The sequence below is a fragment of the Mesorhizobium sp. WSM4828 genome, assembly GCF_055811175.1.
Map to the genome: position 1 here is coordinate 24,299 of NZ_JBVVQK010000022.1, position 17,795 is coordinate 42,093.

The 17,795-nt window shown below is 63.9% G+C and carries 18 protein-coding genes; 9 read left to right on the top strand and 9 right to left on the bottom strand.

Going from position 1 to position 17,795, the window contains the following annotated elements:
- Positions 1-112 precede the first annotated feature (112 nt).
- On the top strand, positions 113-1,675 hold the full coding sequence (locus AC0L2X_RS22670) for a serine hydrolase (protein WP_473560293.1): 1,563 nt from the start codon (positions 113-115) through the stop codon (positions 1,673-1,675).
- A 30-nt stretch (positions 1,676-1,705) separates the two neighbouring features.
- Here the strand turns inward: AC0L2X_RS22670 and AC0L2X_RS22675 are convergent, their stop codons facing one another.
- Positions 1,706-2,641 carry a hypothetical protein gene (locus tag AC0L2X_RS22675; protein ID WP_473560295.1) on the bottom strand — a complete coding sequence of 312 codons (936 nt, stop codon included), beginning with the start codon at positions 2,639-2,641 and terminating at the stop codon, positions 1,706-1,708.
- A 288-nt stretch (positions 2,642-2,929) separates the two neighbouring features.
- On the opposite strand from AC0L2X_RS22675, the gene AC0L2X_RS22680 reads away from it, so the two are divergent.
- Positions 2,930-3,370 (top strand): hypothetical protein, encoded by a 441-nt coding sequence (locus AC0L2X_RS22680; RefSeq protein ID WP_473560297.1) that lies wholly within the window; start codon positions 2,930-2,932, stop codon positions 3,368-3,370.
- 18 nt (positions 3,371-3,388) lie between these two features.
- Here AC0L2X_RS22680 and AC0L2X_RS22685 read toward each other — a convergent pair whose 3' ends face one another.
- A complete protein-coding gene (locus AC0L2X_RS22685) occupies positions 3,389-4,021 on the bottom strand; it encodes a TetR/AcrR family transcriptional regulator (protein WP_473560298.1) in 633 nt (210 codons plus the stop codon).
- A 704-nt stretch (positions 4,022-4,725) separates the two neighbouring features.
- On the opposite strand from AC0L2X_RS22685, the gene AC0L2X_RS22690 reads away from it, so the two are divergent.
- The 3 genes from AC0L2X_RS22690 to AC0L2X_RS22700 are packed head-to-tail and all read left to right on the top strand — an operon-like array spanning position 4,726 to position 8,509.
- Positions 4,726-5,211, top strand: a complete 486-nt coding sequence (locus tag AC0L2X_RS22690) for a (2Fe-2S)-binding protein (RefSeq protein WP_473560300.1) — start codon at positions 4,726-4,728, stop codon at positions 5,209-5,211.
- Positions 5,208-6,191, top strand: coding sequence for an FAD binding domain-containing protein (locus AC0L2X_RS22695; RefSeq protein ID WP_473560302.1), 984 nt, complete (start codon positions 5,208-5,210; stop codon positions 6,189-6,191). Before AC0L2X_RS22690 ends, AC0L2X_RS22695 begins: the two co-directional genes overlap by 4 nt.
- Complete coding sequence (locus AC0L2X_RS22700; protein WP_473560303.1) at positions 6,188-8,509, top strand: xanthine dehydrogenase family protein molybdopterin-binding subunit; 2,322 nt, start codon at positions 6,188-6,190, stop codon at positions 8,507-8,509. Before AC0L2X_RS22695 ends, AC0L2X_RS22700 begins: the two co-directional genes overlap by 4 nt.
- A 237-nt stretch (positions 8,510-8,746) precedes the next feature.
- Here AC0L2X_RS22700 and AC0L2X_RS22705 read toward each other — a convergent pair whose 3' ends face one another.
- Positions 8,747-9,757: a zinc-dependent alcohol dehydrogenase family protein gene (locus AC0L2X_RS22705; protein WP_473560304.1), complete on the bottom strand. Its 1,011-nt coding sequence runs from the start codon at positions 9,755-9,757 to the stop codon at positions 8,747-8,749.
- Between the two features lie 111 nt (positions 9,758-9,868).
- Here AC0L2X_RS22705 and AC0L2X_RS22710 point away from each other — a divergent pair, with 111 nt between their 5' ends.
- Positions 9,869-10,798 (top strand): LysR family transcriptional regulator, encoded by a 930-nt coding sequence (locus AC0L2X_RS22710; protein ID WP_473600394.1) that lies wholly within the window; start codon positions 9,869-9,871, stop codon positions 10,796-10,798.
- A gap of 172 nt (positions 10,799-10,970) precedes the next feature.
- Here the strand turns inward: AC0L2X_RS22710 and AC0L2X_RS22715 are convergent, their stop codons facing one another.
- The 5 genes from AC0L2X_RS22715 to AC0L2X_RS22735 form a co-directional block, all read right to left on the bottom strand.
- Positions 10,971-11,741 (bottom strand): slipin family protein, encoded by a 771-nt coding sequence (locus AC0L2X_RS22715; RefSeq protein ID WP_473560306.1) that lies wholly within the window; start codon positions 11,739-11,741, stop codon positions 10,971-10,973.
- A complete protein-coding gene (locus AC0L2X_RS22720) occupies positions 11,738-13,132 on the bottom strand; it encodes an NfeD family protein (protein ID WP_473600395.1) in 1,395 nt (464 codons plus the stop codon). The genes AC0L2X_RS22715 and AC0L2X_RS22720 overlap by 4 nt, the downstream gene beginning before the upstream one ends.
- Before the next feature lie 194 nt (positions 13,133-13,326).
- On the bottom strand, positions 13,327-13,881 hold the full coding sequence (locus tag AC0L2X_RS22725) for an RES family NAD+ phosphorylase (protein ID WP_473560309.1): 555 nt from the start codon (positions 13,879-13,881) through the stop codon (positions 13,327-13,329).
- Positions 13,882-14,229, bottom strand: coding sequence for an antitoxin Xre/MbcA/ParS toxin-binding domain-containing protein (locus AC0L2X_RS22730; protein WP_254819704.1), 348 nt, complete (start codon positions 14,227-14,229; stop codon positions 13,882-13,884).
- Positions 14,230-14,385: 156 nt separating this feature from the next.
- Positions 14,386-14,523, bottom strand: coding sequence for a hypothetical protein (locus AC0L2X_RS22735; RefSeq protein ID WP_473560310.1), 138 nt, complete (start codon positions 14,521-14,523; stop codon positions 14,386-14,388).
- Between the two features lie 78 nt (positions 14,524-14,601).
- Here AC0L2X_RS22735 and AC0L2X_RS22740 point away from each other — a divergent pair, with 78 nt between their 5' ends.
- Both AC0L2X_RS22740 and AC0L2X_RS22745 read left to right on the top strand, forming a co-directional pair.
- The gene (locus tag AC0L2X_RS22740) at positions 14,602-15,099 is read left to right on the top strand and encodes a hypothetical protein (RefSeq protein ID WP_473560311.1); all 498 of its coding nucleotides are present in this window, start codon (positions 14,602-14,604) and stop codon (positions 15,097-15,099) included.
- A 262-nt stretch (positions 15,100-15,361) separates the two neighbouring features.
- A complete protein-coding gene (locus tag AC0L2X_RS22745) occupies positions 15,362-16,081 on the top strand; it encodes a hypothetical protein (RefSeq protein WP_473560312.1) in 720 nt (239 codons plus the stop codon).
- A 157-nt stretch (positions 16,082-16,238) separates the two neighbouring features.
- Here the strand turns inward: AC0L2X_RS22745 and AC0L2X_RS22750 are convergent, their stop codons facing one another.
- Positions 16,239-17,003: a pseudouridine synthase gene (locus tag AC0L2X_RS22750; protein ID WP_473560313.1), complete on the bottom strand. Its 765-nt coding sequence runs from the start codon at positions 17,001-17,003 to the stop codon at positions 16,239-16,241.
- 115 nt (positions 17,004-17,118) lie between these two features.
- Here AC0L2X_RS22750 and AC0L2X_RS22755 point away from each other — a divergent pair, with 115 nt between their 5' ends.
- The gene (locus tag AC0L2X_RS22755) at positions 17,119-17,709 is read left to right on the top strand and encodes a DUF922 domain-containing Zn-dependent protease (RefSeq protein WP_473560315.1); all 591 of its coding nucleotides are present in this window, start codon (positions 17,119-17,121) and stop codon (positions 17,707-17,709) included.
- Positions 17,710-17,795: the final 86 nt, after the last annotated feature.

The following is a 17,795-nucleotide window of genomic DNA, read 5'->3' on the forward strand; positions in this document are numbered from 1 at the left end:
TTTCGACTGGTGCGAAGCGGACATCCGTCAATGGATGGCGGTCGAGCGTGAGACTGGCCTTCCCTGCGTCGGCCTGCGATAGTGCACGCCGGTGAGGCGGAGGGGGCTGAGCATGCGGCTATTCACAAACCGGAATCACCTCCGGTGGAGGATGTTGGCCTTCATCGCCATCATGGTGCTTTTGCCGAAAGCGGCGTCGGCCGATACCATCCCACCCGACAGGATCGCCGCAGCTCTGTCGAAGCTCGAATTGCTTGCCGAAGGCGCCGTCGCGAACGGTGCCGTACCGGGTCTGGCCATCGGCGTCGTGCATGGCGACGAGGTGATCTTCCTCAAGGGGTTCGGGCATCGCGAGGCCGGCAAGCCGGAGGCAGTCGACGCCGACACGGTGTTCCAGATCGCCTCGCTCTCCAAGCCGGTCTCCGCAACCGTCGTGGCGGCGCTGGTCAGCGACGGGATCGCTTCGTGGGATTCCAAGATCGCCGACCTCGATCCGGCCTTCAGGCTCGCCGAGCCCTATCCGACCAGCGAACTCACGGTCCGCGACCTGTTTGCGCACCGCAGCGGGCTTCCCGGCACGGCAGGCGACGACCTCGAGGACATTGGCTATGACCGCGCGGAGATCCTGCGTCGCCTGCGGTTCGTGTCGCCGTCATCGAGCTTTCGTGCGGGCTATTCCTACAGTAATTTCGGACTGACCGAGGGTGCCGTCGCGGCCGCGAAGCCGACAGGCAAATCATGGGAAGAGGTGGCCGAAGAGAAGCTCTACCGTCCGCTTGGAATGGCCTCGACCAGCTCACGTCATTCGGACTTCATCAAGCACGCCAACCGCGCCGAACTCCACGCCAAGATCGATGGCGCGTGGACAGCGAAGGTCCAGCGCTATCCGGATGCACAGGCGCCAGCAGGCGGCGTCAGCTCCACCGCACGCGACCTCTCGCAATGGATGCGCCTTGTGCTCGGCAACGGGGTCTACGCCGGCAAGAAACTCATTGCCGCCGATGCGCTGGACCAGACCCATATTCCCTTGATGGTTCGCGGCAAGAACCCCGTCTCCGGAGGCGAGGCCTTCTACGGGCTCGGCTGGAACGTCGAATTCGGCCGGCACGGGCCGATCTGGGGTCATGCGGGCGCCTTCAGCGCCGGCGCACGCAGCCTAGTGATGCTCTTCCCCGAGCAGAAGCTTGGCATCGTCGTCATCGCCAACGCCTTTCCGACAGGCGTGCCGGAGGGACTGTCCGACAGCTTCGCCGATCTCGTCTTCGACGGAACGCTGGGCAAGGATAAGGTAAAGGCATGGAATGATATCTATGCCGGCATGTTCGGCCCGGTGATTGCGGCGGCCAAGGCCACCTATGCCGCGCCACCTTCTCCGGCAAGTCCGGCGGTGCCGGCCAGTGCCTACGCAGGCCGTTATTTCAACGACTTCATCGGCGATGCTATTGTGTCAGGCGAAGGAGACGCCCTTGTCCTCAAGGTCGGGCCCGCCGGTGCGCGGTCCTATCCACTGAAGCATTTCGACCGCGACCTCTTCCTGACCTTCCCCGATGCCGAGATGCCAGACAGGCCCTCGGCCATCAGCTTTGCCGTCGGCCCCGACGGCAAGGCGTCGGCCGTGACTGTCGAGTTTCTCGACGACAATCATCTCGGTACGCTGCAACGCGTGGGGGATTAGCCGCCGCGGGGCGGGCGAGCCTTTGCCGGTTCAGACTGCCGGGCCGAACTGGAGCAATTTGAAGCAATCGCTACTGCCCGACGTCGCCTGCGTCAGGAAGGGTTTCGACCGGTCCATCCATTCCTGGTGCGATCTGGCATCGGCTTCGATCTCGTTGGCCGGTGCAAGCTTGACGAAGCCGCGCCCCTTGCTGAAAAGCCAGCACGCGCGGCCGAGAAACCGCCTGCTGCGCTGGCGCAGGAGGTCGGCATCATAAAAGACGTCGAGCACCTCCTGCCTGATCTTCCGCTCCTTTTCGGGATTGGCGATCGCAACCTCGATCGGCTCGCCGCCGATCGCATCCTGCAGGTCCTTGTAATCCAGGGCGATCTGGGTGGTGGCATATTTGATATCGCTCTCGTCCCGGACGATGTTGAACCATAGCGTTGGGTTGAGCTCGTTGACGACGAACGATGCTTCGAAATCGCGCGACAGATTGAGAATATCGAACCCCTGAACATCGACGTCGCGCTCGACCAGAAGGATCTGCGAAACCTGCTTGGCGAGCGCCGTTCCGTGGGCGCTGACGGCGGCATTGTTGCCGCCGAGTTCCGGGCTGACATAGGCGCCGCCATCATCCAGCAGCGCATCGAATTCGCCGAGGGCCTCCACGACAGCGCTGGCGCGGGCAACACGCGCCGCCAGTTTGGCGAGAACCTGCTGGAGCTCCGTTTCGCGTTTGCGCTGGTCCTGATAGTTCTGCTGGAAAAAGAAGATGAACAGGGACACGCCAATCCCGATCAGGATCACGCCCAGCTGCGAAAAGATATTGCGATAATATTCCAGCAGCTTTTCACGATGGCGTACGTCGTCACGCACACTGTGCGCCACGCGAAGATTGACGATCAGCGAAACGATCAGGAGCCCGGCACCGACCAGGATCAGGCCGCCGATCAGCAGGTAGCCGTGGCGTGAGTTGAAGTCCATTCCTTTGCCGCGCTCCCCGAAACCCCAGACGGGCGCAGACTAATACCATTCCGCTTCAACACCTACGTTTTCATAGGGCGCCGGCGACGGATCCCCGCCATTCGGCCAATGTTCTTACAGCCAGGACTATGCTCACCATCCGCCTCGTTTCGTAGCGGTCTTCTCGCAGCCGGATTCAGGCCGCGTGCTTGGAACCAATGACGGGCGAGACTGTTCAGCTATGACTTTGATCCGACGCTGGCGTGCCCGGCCTGGTTGGGCATGCGGCGATCTTGAGGAGTTCTCATCATGAAGATTTCGTCCAGATTTCGTTCAGTCGCGGTTGCCGTCATCACTGCGGCGGCAGTTAGCTTTGCCAGCGTCGCGCATGCCGACAGCGGTACGATCCGCTTCGCCGTCTACAAGGCGGCCTTCTTCATCGGCGGCTCCGGAGGCGAGGGCACACTGACCTTCCATGGTCGCCGATATCCCATCTCGGTCGGCGGCATCTCGGGCGGCCTCGCCTTCGGCGCCTCCAAGACCTATTTCAAAGGTACCGTGCGCCACATACGCCACGCCCGGGATGTGACGGGGGTGTACGGTGCAGCGGGCGGTGGCGGCGCGCTCGGCAAAGGGGCCCAGGTGATCGTCATGACCAATGACAAGGGTGCCCAACTCGAACTCACGGGCAGGCAGGTAGGCCTGCAAGTCAATGCCGATCTCAGCGGTATGAGCATCTCGCTGAAATAACGACAGTCCCTACATTCGTCATTCCCTGGATGGGCCGGATTTGGCCGCTCCAAACCGCAGCCCATCCATCAAGAGCGACACCAATCGGCGCGAGCGGTCGCGCCAGTCCTTGGTGTCCGGGGCCGAATAGATGCCGCCCAGCGCATGCAGCACGTCGGAGGCATCGACGTCGCCGCGGATCGAGCCGTCGGCGACCGCGGCATCGATCAGCCGCCGCAAGGCGAGTGTCACCCTGCCCGAAACGTCGGAGAACAGGGTTGAGTTGGTCGTGAGCAGGATGCGCAGGCTTGTCGACAACCCGCGCTTGGTGGCGATGTAGTCGACGAAGCGCTGCATCCATTGTTCGAGCGCCATGTCGGGCGCATGATCGTGGGCGAGCTCGTCGGCCGCCTGGCACAGTCCTTCCACTTCGCGCCGGTAGACCACCTCGACCAGATGCTCGCGGGTTGGGAAATGGCGGTAGAGCGTGCCGATGCCGACGCCGGCCTGGCGCGCAATCTCCTCCAGCGAGGCATCGACGCCATTCTCGGCAAAGGCTTTTGCCGCGACCTCGACCAGCGCGTCGCGGTTGCGCTGCGCATCGGCGCGCAGCGGTTTTGCACCGGCGGCTTCGGCCTTGTCTCGAGGTATCACGGGCGGCTCCGCGGCCAATTTCTTCTCCAGTGTCGATCCGAAGCATAACTGGATAGGCAGGCCCCGTTTCAACAACGCGGACGCTTCCACCTTCGCTACGTCTCCGACAAATATAATCGCAAGTAAATATAATCACAGGATCGATTCTGGGCCGGTGTTCCGGCAGGCGAGGCATCGTGCCCGCCTCCGGTGCACGGCCGGTGGATGACGACGGAGGAAATTTCCTCGCGGCCGGCACTCCTCATCTGTTCGGCCGATGCCGTGGGGCAAAAATGAGCCGACATTGAGCACGATCCCCTCAGGATCATTGGACTGTCCTGCCCCTACAGACAGTTCAGAGAGCACCACCGGCTTGGGCCGGTGGTGCTTTTTTGTCTCCAGGCATGACGGCTGGCTGCCCTGCCAATTTTCTCCAATTTCGATCAATTTCGATCCTGGGCTTGAACAGGGCGGGGCAGGCCCTTAGGTAATAAGCGGAGGCGCCTCCGATTGTGAAGCGCCTTTCTCATGTAATCACGGGATCGGGGTATGTCACGTCTTTCGACCTCACAAGCCGCGGCCTTCCCCGAGGTCGCACCAAGTCAGGCGCCCCCCCTCTGCCCTGCCGGGCATTTCCCCCAAGGGGAAGATAGCCTTCACCTAGCCATAAGCTGACCTTGCCGCTCGCCGGCCGGGCACCAGATCATCCCCTTCCGCGTCAAGCAACTGGAGCCAGACGCCCCATGACAAGCAAAACCCGAACTCCAATCCAACTTCAAATCAACGGACATCGACATGAACTGGAGGTCGAACCGCGCGTTACCCTGCTCGACGCCTTGCGCGACCATCTCGGCCTGACCGGCACCAAGAAGGGCTGCGATCAGGGCCAATGCGGCGCCTGCACGGTGCATATCGACGGCCAGCGCGTGCTGGCCTGCCTGACGCTTGCCACTCAGGCTGAAGGCAGGGACATCACCACCATCGAAGGGCTTGCCGGGAAGGATGGCACGCTGCATGCGGTGCAGGCCGCCTTCCTCGAACAGGATGCCTTCCAGTGCGGCTATTGCACGCCGGGCCAGATCATGTCGGCGGTCGCCTGCATTCGCGAGGGCCATGCCGGCTCCGACGAGGAGATCCGCGAATACATGGCCGGCAATCTCTGCCGCTGCGGCGCCTATCCGCACATCGTCGCCGCCGTGCGCCAGGCGGCGGTGGAGGCCGCATCATGAGAGACTTTTCGTATCTCCGCGCCGGCTCCGTCGACGCAGCGCGTGAGGCAGCAGCGCTGCCCGGCGCCATGCTTTTGGCCGGTGGCACGACGCTTGTCGATCTCGCCAAATGCGGCGTTGCCGAGCCTGAGACCGTGGTCGACATCACCCATCTCAGGGGACTGGACACGATTGCCGTCGATGACCGGGGCGCGACGATCGGCGCGCTGGCAAGGATGAGCCGCGTCGCCGACCATGCCGATATCAAGAGCCGGTTCCCCGCCGTCTCGGAGGCGCTGTGGCAGGCGGCATCGGCGCAGTTGCGCAACATGGCGACGATTGGCGGCAATCTGATGCAGCGTACGCGCTGCCCCTATTTCCGCGATCCCTCGAATTTCCCCGCCTGCAACAAGCGCTCGCCCGGCAGCGGCTGCTCGGCGATCGGCGGCGTCACCCGCGGCCATGCCGTGCTGGGCACCAGCGAGGCCTGCATCGCCACCTATCCCGGCGACCTGGCTGTTGCACTCGTCGCCTTCGACGCGATCGTCCATCTCGGCGACCGCCAGGTCGCCGTCGATGACTTTTTCCTGCTGCCGGGCAGCACGCCCGACAAGGAACATGCGATCGAACCCGGCGAGATGATCACGGCAATCGGCATTCCCGCTTCGGCCGCCGCCCGCCGCTCGACCTATCTCAAGGTCCGCGACCGCCAGTCCTATGAATTCGCTGCGGCAAGTGCTGCGGTCGGCATCGAATTCGAGGCCGACGGAAGGACAATTCGCGATCTGCGTGTCGCGCTTGGTGGCGTCGCCACCAAGCCATGGCGCGCCCATGCCGTCGAAGAGGCGCTGAAAGGCAAAGTGGTCGAGCCGGAGGTCGTCAGGCAAGCCAGCCTGCTTGCCGTCGAGGGCGCCGTCGACCATGGCGCCAACCACTACAAGATCGAACTGGCGCCGCGCGTCGTCGCCCGCGCCATCCTCAAAATGGGAGAAACGGCATGACCGTTCACGAGTTGAGAACAAGACCCGGCGATGCCAAACGCGGCGACGCTTCGGACGGTGCCGTCCTCGCCGATCAGGTCGGCGGCCGGCTGTCGCGCGTCGACGGCCCGGCCAAGATCACCGGTGCCGCCAAATACGCCGTCGAGCAGCAGCTCGAGGGGCTTGCCCATGCGGTGCTGGTCGAGAGCACCATTGCCGCCGGCCGGGTGCGTTCGATCGACACCGCGGCGGCCGAAGCCGCGCCCGGCGTGCTTCTGGTGCTGACGCCCGACAATATCCTGCCGCTGAGAACCGCGACGGACTGGCTGGGCACGCCGCCGCCGGACGTCGCCTATTGCCCGCTGGCGCGCGACATCACCTTCAGCGGCCAGCATGTTGCGGCGGTCATCGCCGAGAGTTTCGAGCAGGCGGTCGCAGCCGCGGCGCTGGTCAAGATCGCCTATGACGAGGCGCCTGCGATCGTCGACCTCAGCGATCCAAAGGCCGGCGACGGCATCCCGGTCGATGCGATGACCAAGGAATGGGGCGAGGCGGAGCCAGCGTTCGCCTCGGCTCCGGTCAGGATCTGCAACGCCTACAACACGCCGCGCGAATACCAGGCGCCGATGGAGCCGCATGGCCTGATCGCAATGTGGCAGGGCGACCAGCTGACGGTCTGGGAGCCGAGCCAATGGCTCGACGGCATGGCACGGACCTACGCCGAATGGTTCGGCGTGCCGTTCGAGAATGTGCGCCTTGTCTCGCCCTATATTGGCGGCGGCTTCGGCTCCAAGGCGTTTGCCTACGGCTACGGCGCGGTGGCGGCGGTCGCCGCGAAAATGCTGGGACGGCCGGTGAAGCTGGCGGTCACCAGGCCGCAGACCTTCACCGCCTATGGCGGACGGGCGGCGACGCGCCAGACCGTGGCGCTCGGCGCCAATGCAGAGGGCCAGATCCAGTCGATCGTGCATCGCGGCGTCAACGAGACCTCGGTCGATGGCATGTGGGTCGAGCCGCTCGGCTCGGTCACCTCGGTCATGTACGCGACGCCGAATTTCTCGTCGCGGCAGAACGTCGTGCGGGTCAACACGGTGGTGCCGGGGGCGTTGCGCGCGCCGGGCGAGAACCCGAGCGCCTTCGGCATCGAAAGCGCCATCGACGAACTCGCCTATGAGGTCGGTATCGACCCGCTGGAAATCCGTCTCAGGAACTATGCCGAGCAGGATCCGCATGCGAAGAAGCCGTGGTCGACACGGCAGCTGCGCGAGGCCTTCGCGGCGGGCGCCGAAGCCTTCGGCTGGGCGAAGCGCAGTCCCGAACCGCGTTCGATGCGCGACGGCAGCCAGCTGATCGGCTGGGGCGTCGCCGCCGGCACCTATCCGGTGCGGCGCGCCTATGGCGAGGCGGTCGTGCGCATCCTCGCCGACGGCTCGGTCGAGGTCGAAAGCTCGTCGATCGACATGGGGCAGGGCACCTACACGATCCTGGCGCAGACGGCCGCCGAGGTGGTGGGCGTGCCGGCGGAAAACGTCGTCGTCAGGCTCGGCGATTCCCGCTATGCCCGTGCCGGCGTCACCGGCGGTTCGCGGTTGGCCGGGGTGATGACCGGCGCCGTCCACAAAGCGGCGAGTGCCGCGCTCGACCAGTTGATCGGGCTCGCCATCGGCGACCCGGCTTCGCCGTTCCATACGCTGCAGGCCAACACGCTCGTCGTCGCCAATGGCCGCATCGCCTCACCGCGCGGCAACGGCCCTGAAGTTTCGATCGCCGAACTGCTCAGCAGCGTCGGGCGCGAGCATATCGAGGCGAAGGGCGACACCATGCCGGCCAATTCGACGGTCGAGGACCGCTACAAGAACTACACCACCATAGCCATGGCGCTGCCGCACACCGAGGGCGACTATTCCCGCCACAGCTGGTGCGCGCATTTCATCGAAGTGCGCGTCGACGAGGACTTTGGCACGGTTCGTGTGTCGCGCGTGGTTTCGGCGCTGGATTCGGGCCGGCTCTACAACCCCAAGCTCGCCGAAAGCCAGTGGAAGGGCGGCATCATCATGGGCATCGGCCAGGCGCTGCTGGAGGAAGGCATCGTCGACCGCCGGTATGGGCGCATCGTCAACAACAACCTCGCCGACTATCTCATCGCCACCAATGCCGACATTCCCGACATCGAGGTGATCTCGGTCGGTATTCCCGATCCGCATTCCTCGGTGCTCGGCGGCAAGGGGGTCGGCGAGTTGGGTATCGTCGGCGTAGCGCCGGCGATCGCCAACGCGGTGTTCCACGCCACTGGGAAAAGGGTGCGGGATCTGCCGATCACGCTGGAGAAGCTGATTTAGGGCGAGACGCGGTGAGGCTGCCGATCTCCCCCCTCGTGGGGGAGATGCCCGGCAGGGCAGAGGGGGGCGTGAAGGATCGCCAGCGTTCAGTTCAACTTTGATGAGCTGAGAACCTTAGGTGGTGCGCGAACTGCTATTGTCCGATAGGCTGGAGGGACAGCGCCCCCCTCTGTCCTGCCGGACATCTCCCCCACGAGGGGGGAGATCGGCAGCTTCAACGCTCTGCCTTTTCCAGGCTCACCACGACAGGCTGAACGCCAGCTTGCCGAAATGCCGGCCGCCTGCCGCCATATGGGCGTAGGCCTCGGTCGCCTGGTGCTGGCTGTAGATTGTATCGATGACCGGATCGATACGGGCGGCGCCGATGGCGCGAGCCGCGTCGTGCAGGTCGGATACCGAACCGGTGTTGTTGCCCACCACCTTGAGCGCCTTGATGATGATCGGCAGCAGGTTCGTGGTGGCCTCGGCGCCGGTGACGAAGCCGATTGTGAACACCGTGCCGCCCGGCGCGGTGGCATTGATGGAGCGGGCGAAGGTGGCCGAGCCGCCGGTTTCGACGATCAGATCGGCGCCGAGGCCGTCGGTCAGCTCGAGCACCTTAGCGTCCCAGTCCGGTGTCTCACGATAATTGATAAGATGATCCGCACCCAAGGCCTTGGCGCGGGCCAGCTTTTCGTCCGACGACGAGGTGATGATGACCGTGGCGCCGGCGGCCTTGGCCAGCTGCAAGGTCAAGATCGAGACACCGCCGGTACCGAGCAGGACGACGACCGACCCCGGCCCGGCATCGGCAGCGCGAAGCGCATTCCATGCGGTGGTGCCGGCGATCGGCAGCGTCGCTGCCGCTTCGAAGGACAAATGCGCCGGCATCGGCACGACGGCATTGGCCGGCAGCGCGACATATTCGGCGAGTGAGCCGGGCAGTGTCAGGCCGCGCATCTCTCTGGTCTCATAAGGCCGCGGACGGCCGCCGACCCAGCGCGGCTTTGCATGGGCGATGACGCGGTCGTTGATGGCGAGCCTTGACACGCCCTCGCCGATGCCGACGATCTCGCCGGCGCCGTCGACGACGGGAATGAGCGGAAAGCTCGGACCTGGATAGTTGCCGCTCGCGATCGCGACATCGACAAAATTGAGGCTTGCGGCGCGCAGGCGAATCAGCACTTCGCCGCGCTGCGGTTCAGGCGTGGGAACGGTGGCCGCGCGAAACGCGTCCAGTCTCGGGGCAGTCAGTTCGATGGCTTTCATGTCTCACTCCGGTTGATCGGCCGATTGACGGGCCAAGGTGGGATTGAGTGAAACTAGCTGCTGCGCTATTGGTATATAATCCTCGGGTTTTACATTTGAGCTCTGCGCCTGGTGCAGCAATCGTACGAACCGGCAGCATTGGCCGAAATGGCCGCCTTCGCGGCAATCGCCGAAGCACGCTCCTTCACCAAGGCGGCGGCTCGCATCGGTCGCGACGCGACGATCCTGTCGCGGCGCCTTGCCTCGCTGGAAGAGCGGTTGGGCGTGCGCCTGCTGCACCGGACGACGCGAAGCGTGTCGCTGACCGAGGCGGGCTTGGAGTTCCTCGTCCGGGTCCGCGCCATCCTGGCCGCCGTCGACGAGGCCGAAGCTGCGGCGTCGGCGCATGCCGGCGGCGGGCCGCGCGGCGTGCTGCGGCTGGCGCTGCCCGGCTCGTTCGGGCGCATGTGGATCGGCCCGCTGCTGCCCCAGTTTCTCGCCGAATTTCCCGACGTCCGTATCGAGGCCGAGTTCTCCAACCGTTTCGTCGATCTCGTCGCCGAGAATTTCGATGTCGCCGTGCGTCTTGGCGCGCTGGAGGATTCGCGGCTGGTGGCGCGCAAGGTCGCGACACGGCGGCAGCTGCTGTGCGCCGCACCGTCCTACCTCGCCCGCCGGGGCACGCCGACTGAACCTGAAGCACTTCTGGAACACAGCTGTCTCGGCTTTTCGGGTTTCCAAACCTTTCCGGCCTGGGAGATGACCGACAGCACGGGACGCCGCGTCAGTATCGAGGTCTCCGGGCCGCTGGTCACCGACGATGCCGAAGTGCTGGTCGAAGCGGCCGTGCAAGGCGTCGGGCTGATGATGAGTACGGATTGGCTGGTCGGACGCGAGCTCGCCGACGGCCGGCTGGTGCCAGTGCTGGAGGACTGGACGCTTGCCGACGAAGGCGCCGTCTATGTCGTCATGCCTTCAGCCAAAGGGCAAGCCGCAAAGACACGTGCCTTCGCCGACTGGATCGGCAAACGCTTTGCACCGGTCCCGCCGTGGCGGAGGTGAGGGTGCTGATCTCCCCCCTTGAGGGGGAGATGTCGCCGAAGGCGACAGAGGGGGTCGCGGCGCGTGGAGCGTCAGCGCCGTCTCTCGTAGAGGAAGGCGTCGGCGATCTATGTGAGACGACCCCTCTGGCCGCTTCGCGGCCATCTCCCCCTCGAGGGGGGAGATTACGCGCTCAGCCGCCTCCGCCTCCACCACCCCGCTTGATGAAATGACCGAGCAGATCCATCGGCAGCGGGAACACGACCGTCGACGAGCGTTCGCCGGCGATGTCATGCAGGGCCTCGAAATAGCGCAGCTGCATGGCTTGCGGCTCCTCGGCCAGCATCTTGCCGGCCTCGACGAGTTTTGCCGCCGCCTGCTGTTCGCCGTCGGCGTTGATCACCTTGGCGCGCCGCAGCCGTTCAGCCTCTGCCTGCTTGGCGATGGCACGGATCATGTTCTCGTTGAGGTCGACATGCTTGATCTCGACATTGGAGACCTTGATGCCCCAGGCATCGGTGCGCTGGTCGAGAATCTCCTGGACATCGCTGTTGAGCTTGTCTCGCTCGGCCAGCATTTCATCGAGCTCATGCTTGCCGAGCACCGAGCGCAGCGTGGTCTGTGCCAGCTGGTTCGTGGCGGTCATGAAGTCTTCGACCTGGATCACCGCCCGCTCGGCGTCGACGATACGAAAATACAGCACCGCGTTGACCTTCACCGAGACGTTGTCGCGCGAGATCACGTCCTGCGGCGGCACGTCCTGGACCACCACTCGCAGGTCGACCTTCACCATCTGCTGCACGAAGGGGATGAGGATGATAAGGCCGGGGCCCTTGACCCCGGTGAAGCGGCCGAGCGTGAAGACCACGCCGCGCTGATATTCCCGCAGGATGCGAATGGCCGCGGACAGGAACATGACCACGACGAGCGCTGCTGCCAGATAGGCCACATAACCGATGATCATTGCCTTGCTCCATCGCTTCTCACATTGCGGCGCCGTATCGTCAGCACCAGACCCCTGACATCGGCCACCTCGACGCTGTCGCCCACAGCAAGCGGTTCGTCGGCTTTTGCCCGCCAGCGCTCGCCCCGGGCGAGCACGTGGCCCTCGCTGCCCTGCCAGTCGAGGACCTCCGCCGGCAGCCCCTGCATGGCCTGTGCGCCAACACGCGGAACGTTCTTGCGGGCCGCCCACAGATAGCTGCCGGTCAACAGCGCCAGGCCGAGCGTCAGGACGGCGGCGGTGCCGATAACGGCCCACGACATCTCGAAGCCGGGCCCCTCGATCCTGAGCAGCATGGCTGCGCCCAGCAGAAACGCAGCCACGCCTCCCAGCCCAAGAACCACAGTCGGGTTCAAGGCTTCGACGACCAGGAAGATGATGCCAAGCAGCATCAAGGCAAGGCCGGCATAGCTGATCGGCAGGAGATTGAGCGCATAGAGCCCGAGCAGAAGGCAAATCGTGCCGATCACGCCAGGCGCGACCGCGCCCGGGCTCGTGAATTCGAAGACGAGGCCATAGACGCCGACCAGCATCAGGATGACGGCGATGTTCGGGTCCGTGATGACGGCGAGAAGCCGGATGAGCCAGCCTGGCTCGAGCGTTTCGACCGGCAGCTCTTTCGTCGCCAATGCCTCTTTTTTGCCGGCGATCTCGACGGTCCGGCCATCGGCCAGTAGAAGCAGTTCGGTGGTGTCGCGGGCAACGAAGTCGATGACATGCTCCTGCAGCGCCGCGCCGGCCGACAGGCTGGCCGCCTCGCGCACGGCCTTTTCTCCCCATTCGGCATTGCGCCCGCGCAATTCAGCCAGGCTGCGGATCAGGGCAACGGCGTCGTTCGTCGCCTTGGCGATCATCGCATCGCCCGCGGCTGCGTTCTTCTTGTCCTTGTCCGCCTCGGGGCCATCGTTCTTGCCGCCGTCGGGAAACGATGGCAGCGGGCCGCCCATCTCGATCGGCGTTGCCGCGCCCAGATTGGTGCCGGGCGCCATCGCCGCTAGATGGGTGGCGTACAGGATATAGGTTCCGGCGCTCGCCGCGTGCCCGCCGGCGGGCGCGACATAGCCGATGACGGGAACCGGCGAGGCGAGAATGCCGGCGATCATCTCGCGCATGCTGGTGACCAGCCCGCCGGGCGTGTCCATCTGCAGGATGAGAGCCTGGGCGTTTCGATCCGCGGCCACCGCCAGCGCTTCCTCGAGCTGCCTGGCACTCGCCGGACCGATGGCGCCGTCTATCTCGACGCGCAATACAATTTTCTCCCGGCCGTTCGCCTCTCCGGTTGCGGAAGAGGGACAAACGGCCGCAACAGCCACGAAAGCCGCGGCAAGCAGGACCGCACGCGCGAGTTTCACGCTCAAAGCTCCACATCTAGGAATATGGGCTGGATTTTGCCGAAATCCATGACGCTTCGCGGTGGGTGACGCAGCGCACGGTGCTGCTGGGCGTAGGCCTGTTCAGCGGCGGCTACGGCACCGAGAAGTTCCGCCAATCAGGCACGTTCCGCGGATGAGGTCGGCGGCCATACCTGACGGCGGCGGACCCGCCGCTAAGTCCAGTCGATTTCCCCGTGATCGGTTCTTGTCGTTATCGCCCCAGCCGGCAGCCGATCACAAAACGCGACGACGTTCAGGCAGTCATAGCGCGCGCTGGGCACGATCAGACCGTCATAATCGAGGAAATATGCGGCCTCGCCGATGTCTTGCGACCTCGGATATTCGGCGTGCTTTTCCTGATGCGAAAGCTGCCCGTAGCGCGAGGTGTCGAGGCCAAGGGTCTGCAAGGCGGCCAGGTCGAGCAGTCTGAGCGTCCGGTCCAAAGCAAGATCGATCTCGAAGAGATTGTATCTGACACGCGAAGGGACCACTGGCTGCCCCCGCGTCAGGTGGTATCTCATCTCGCTCAGGGCACCTTCGCGCTCTTGCGAGGTGTAGAGCACATCGAATGTTCCGTCGTCCCAACGGCCACCGGAGTTCGAGCACTGGATCGGGCTGCGGCCCTGGCGCACCACACGCCAAACCGTTCCGGCGTATTCGACAGGAACTATCGCCTCGATAGTGTCGATGAGCCGGCTATCGCGTCGTTTCCGCCCGGCGATCGCCAACTAGAGAAAGACCTCGTTCTCAAGTCGATCGATGACTTTGAGCACGTCGAGAGCACGGTCGTCGTGAATGAGATCTATCGCCCTTTCACCGTTCAATTGCGGGTGTCGAGCGTAAAGCCAGGTGCGGATATCGCTTGGCTCGTAGAATTCCTGAAGTCGGCCGACGATATAGTGCAGGTCCGATAGAATGAGCTCGCTGCGCGGCTGGGGCTTGATGTCGCCGGCCTTCCACCTCGAAACGGTGGCCTTGGACACGTCGGTGATGTTTGCAATATCGGTTCCCTTGAGACCGCCAAACGTGCCCAATTCGTCCAGGAATCTGGGAACCGCCCGCAATGCCGTAGCCATGTTTTCTCTCCGGCTTCCAAGCCAGTTTCGCCCATGCGTATCAGCCTGACACTTTGACTGCATCGGCGCATTTCAGTTTCACAAATGGAAAATATGAAACAGAGATGCTAATGTCAATTGCCGCTTCGGTTCGAGGGGCATCCAGTGCCTAGTTGCTCAGGCCTGAAGCAGCGTCAGCTCGTCGGCAGTCAGATGGCGTGCCTTGCGCTTGGCAAAATTGCCGAGCTGCAAGGAGCCGATGGCGATCCGGACCAGGCGCAGCACCTCGACATCACTGGTAATGCCACGGGACAATTTGTTCTGTATGGTCCTTGATGCCACGTGGCTGACGATGGTTCGATGGCTTGGGAGGGGAAGATCATGCGAAGCGGATTGGCGAAATTCATCGTGGCGGGTTGCGTCGCCGCTCAGACCGCGCTGCAACCGGCGCAGCCGGCATCTGCCGCGCCGTGCGGCTGGACCGCGAAACTGGAGGAAGACGAGGGCGGCAAAGTTCTGATGGCGTCGGTCTGCGGCGGATCGAATGGCGGCGCCCAGCTGACGCTGGCCTGTTTCGGCAAGCCGACGCTGAGCTATGATCTGGGCGACACCGGTCCGCAACTGGAGCCCGGCAGCGCTTCGTTCACGTTCAAGGCCGGGGGCAAGACGGTGACCAAGACGCTTCAACTCGAAGAGATGTACAACAACTTCACCGTGGAATTGGGCAGCGCCGACCCGATGCTGGCCCTGCTGCGTTCTAAGGGCGAGGTCACGGTCGTCTCGGGCAAATATGGAGAGAACAGCTTTCCGCTTGTTGGCTCATCCGCCGCCATCGGCAAGGTGCTGGCCCAGTGCGGCAAAGCCAAGGCTCCTTCCGACAATGAAGATTGATGAACCCCTCACATTTCGATTTGTATTACGCGAGACGTTGGTCGCGAATATAGAGCGTGATCCTGCGGACCTCGATCCCTGGACAGGGCTTGTCGAATTGGAGGCCGAGGAAAGCAGCCTGGAAACCGCGATTCGAGGACGCTCGAAAACGTCTGCTCGAAGCGAAGGAGCGAGGCGCTCCGATCGACAATGTCGACCATCGCCTGGCATTTATTTGGACAACGCCATCGCCCTCTGAAGGTAGTCAAGTAAAGGAACGGCCATGAAATGTTTGGTGTGGTCGATTTTTGCCATCCTATTTTCCACATGGGCGCACGCCCATGTTCCGCCGACAGGCCCGGCTTACGCGAAGGAATTTTTCGCCAAGTTCGATGAACTTCTGCGGCAGCGCCAGATTGAAGGTAAATTGCCAAGTCTTGAAGATCCAACGGACCGGGATCTACTGCGCAAGATTTGGGACGGCGAGGCTCTGATAGGTTCGCCGCCATACGATGCGAGCGATCTGGAAACACTGTCTTTCGTAATGGACAGAAGTGGATCGCTGCTCATACTTTATGGCCAAGCTAGTCCGCTGCTTCTGCAGGATGAAGCTACGCAGTCATTCGTGCTTGTGATCCGGGCTGCAGCTGCTTCCCAGCCAGCTTTCAATGATTTCCTAGCGCACCAAGCTAACGCTGCCGAAATGTTGCGCGCCAACGGAGCCAAAGCTCGAGGAGGCGTGGAGAAAATGTTTCGTGGCGCCTCCATTTTTCTGGCTGATCCGGTCCTGAAGGAAAGGAACAAGATAGTTCTTATTGAATCGCTAAGAGCAGGTGGTCCCTATCTAGCGGAGAGCGTCTCTCCAGGCCATCGCCAGGCCCTGATCGATTTGTTTGTTCCGTCAGTTGGCCAGCTTGCCGTGCCTGCCCAAGAATCGCTCAAAATCTTCATCCAGAAAATCAAAGCCGCCGGCTGCAATCTGTTGTGTGCTGACGGAATGTAATACCGACAGAGATTGATATCGGTTCGAACCGAGTGTGAGCGATCTTGTCCGGGAACGTCCGCCAGGAGTCGAACGCAACCCCTGTCCGTCCGGCATTGCTTGCTTGCATCACTTGGGCTTGACTGGCTGGCTGACTATCGAGTCGCCGCCTGGTCGCTCAGGCCTGAAGCAGCGCCCGCTCTTCGGCGGTCAGATGGCGGGCCTTGCCTTTGGCAAGCTCGCCGAGCTGCAATGGGCCGATCGCGATCCGCACCAGGCGCAGCACCTCGATATCGTGGGCGCCGAGCAGCCGGCGAATATGGCGGTTGCGGCCCTCGTCGAGCACGATTTCCAGCCAGGCGGTGCTGGTGCCGCCGCGCAGCAGCCCGATTGAGCGGGCCGTCAGCAAGTCGCCATCGACTGTCGCGCCGGCGCGCAGCCGCGCCAGCATGGCCTCGTCGGGCAGGGCGCCGATCTGCACATGATAGGTCTTGGCGACATGCGAGGCGGGATCGAGCAGGCGCTGCGCGAAACGCGTGTCGTTGGTCATCAACAGCAGGCCTTCGCTGGCCTTGTCGAGGCGGCCGACCGGCGAGACGAAGGGCAGGTCGAGGCCTGCCAGGCAAGCATAGACGGTGCCGCGGTCCTGCGGGTCGTCGCGAGTGGTGACCAGCCCGCGCGGCTTGTTGAGCATCAGATAGACCTTGCGCTCGGCGGCGACGCGGCGGCCGTCGACCTCGATACGGTCGCACCCTGGATCGACGCGCATCGAGCCGTTGCGGACGATCTTGCCGGCGACCCGCACCCGGCCCTCGGCAACCAGAAGCTCGGCCTGCTTGCGCGAGCACAGGCCAAGCTTCGACAGCGCGCGGCAGAGGCTGACGCCGGGAGCCTGGGTCCCGGGGGTAGGGCGCTGCCGGGCAATGTTCGGTCGCGGCGACATGGCGTTGCCTGTGGATTCTTGTATACGAGCATCCCACTATAGCCGGCCGCCGGCTATGTCCACGGAAGGGAACTGCATGTCTTTTGCATCGTGCGCAGCGGCTGCGAGGACTTGCATGAAAACAGCCGTTCGCCTTTGCCTGCTGCTTGCCTTCCTGCCGACATCACCGGCGCATGCCGGCTGGCAGGCGGTCGAGAAGGTCGAGACCTATGCCATCTCAGGGCAATCCGGGCCGGAGCTCTACGCCTCGATCGGTGGGCGCGGGCCGCTGCTCGGCGAGCGCCGCGTCATCGCGCATACCAATTTCAAGCTGACCTGGGTGAGGGACTACCAGCCGCAAGGCGATGCCTGCGTGCTGGTGTCGGCGCGGCCGAAGCTGATCATCACCTACACCTTGCCGAAGCCGGCCGCGCGGCTGCCGGGCGCAATCCAGAAGAACTGGGAGGTTTTCGCAGCCGGCCTCGCCGCCCACGAGAAGGTGCACGGCGCCAGCATCGTCGACATGGTGCACAAGATCGAGGCGGCCACTATCGGCCTGACCGTCGCCGATGATCGCGCCTGCAGCAAGATCAGGACCGAAGTGACGAAACGGCTCGCCGGAATTTCGCAGGCACAACGGCAGGCCAGCCGGGAGTTCGACCGGGTCGAATTCGGCCCGGGCGGCAAGTTGCGGCAGCTTGTGTTTACGCTGATGACCGGGGGATAGTCGAAGCGGGGCAAGGTTGGCGGGACAGCACCCCCTCTGTCCGGCAGGACAGAGGGGGCGGCGCAGCGCATCGACGTCTGCAGGCT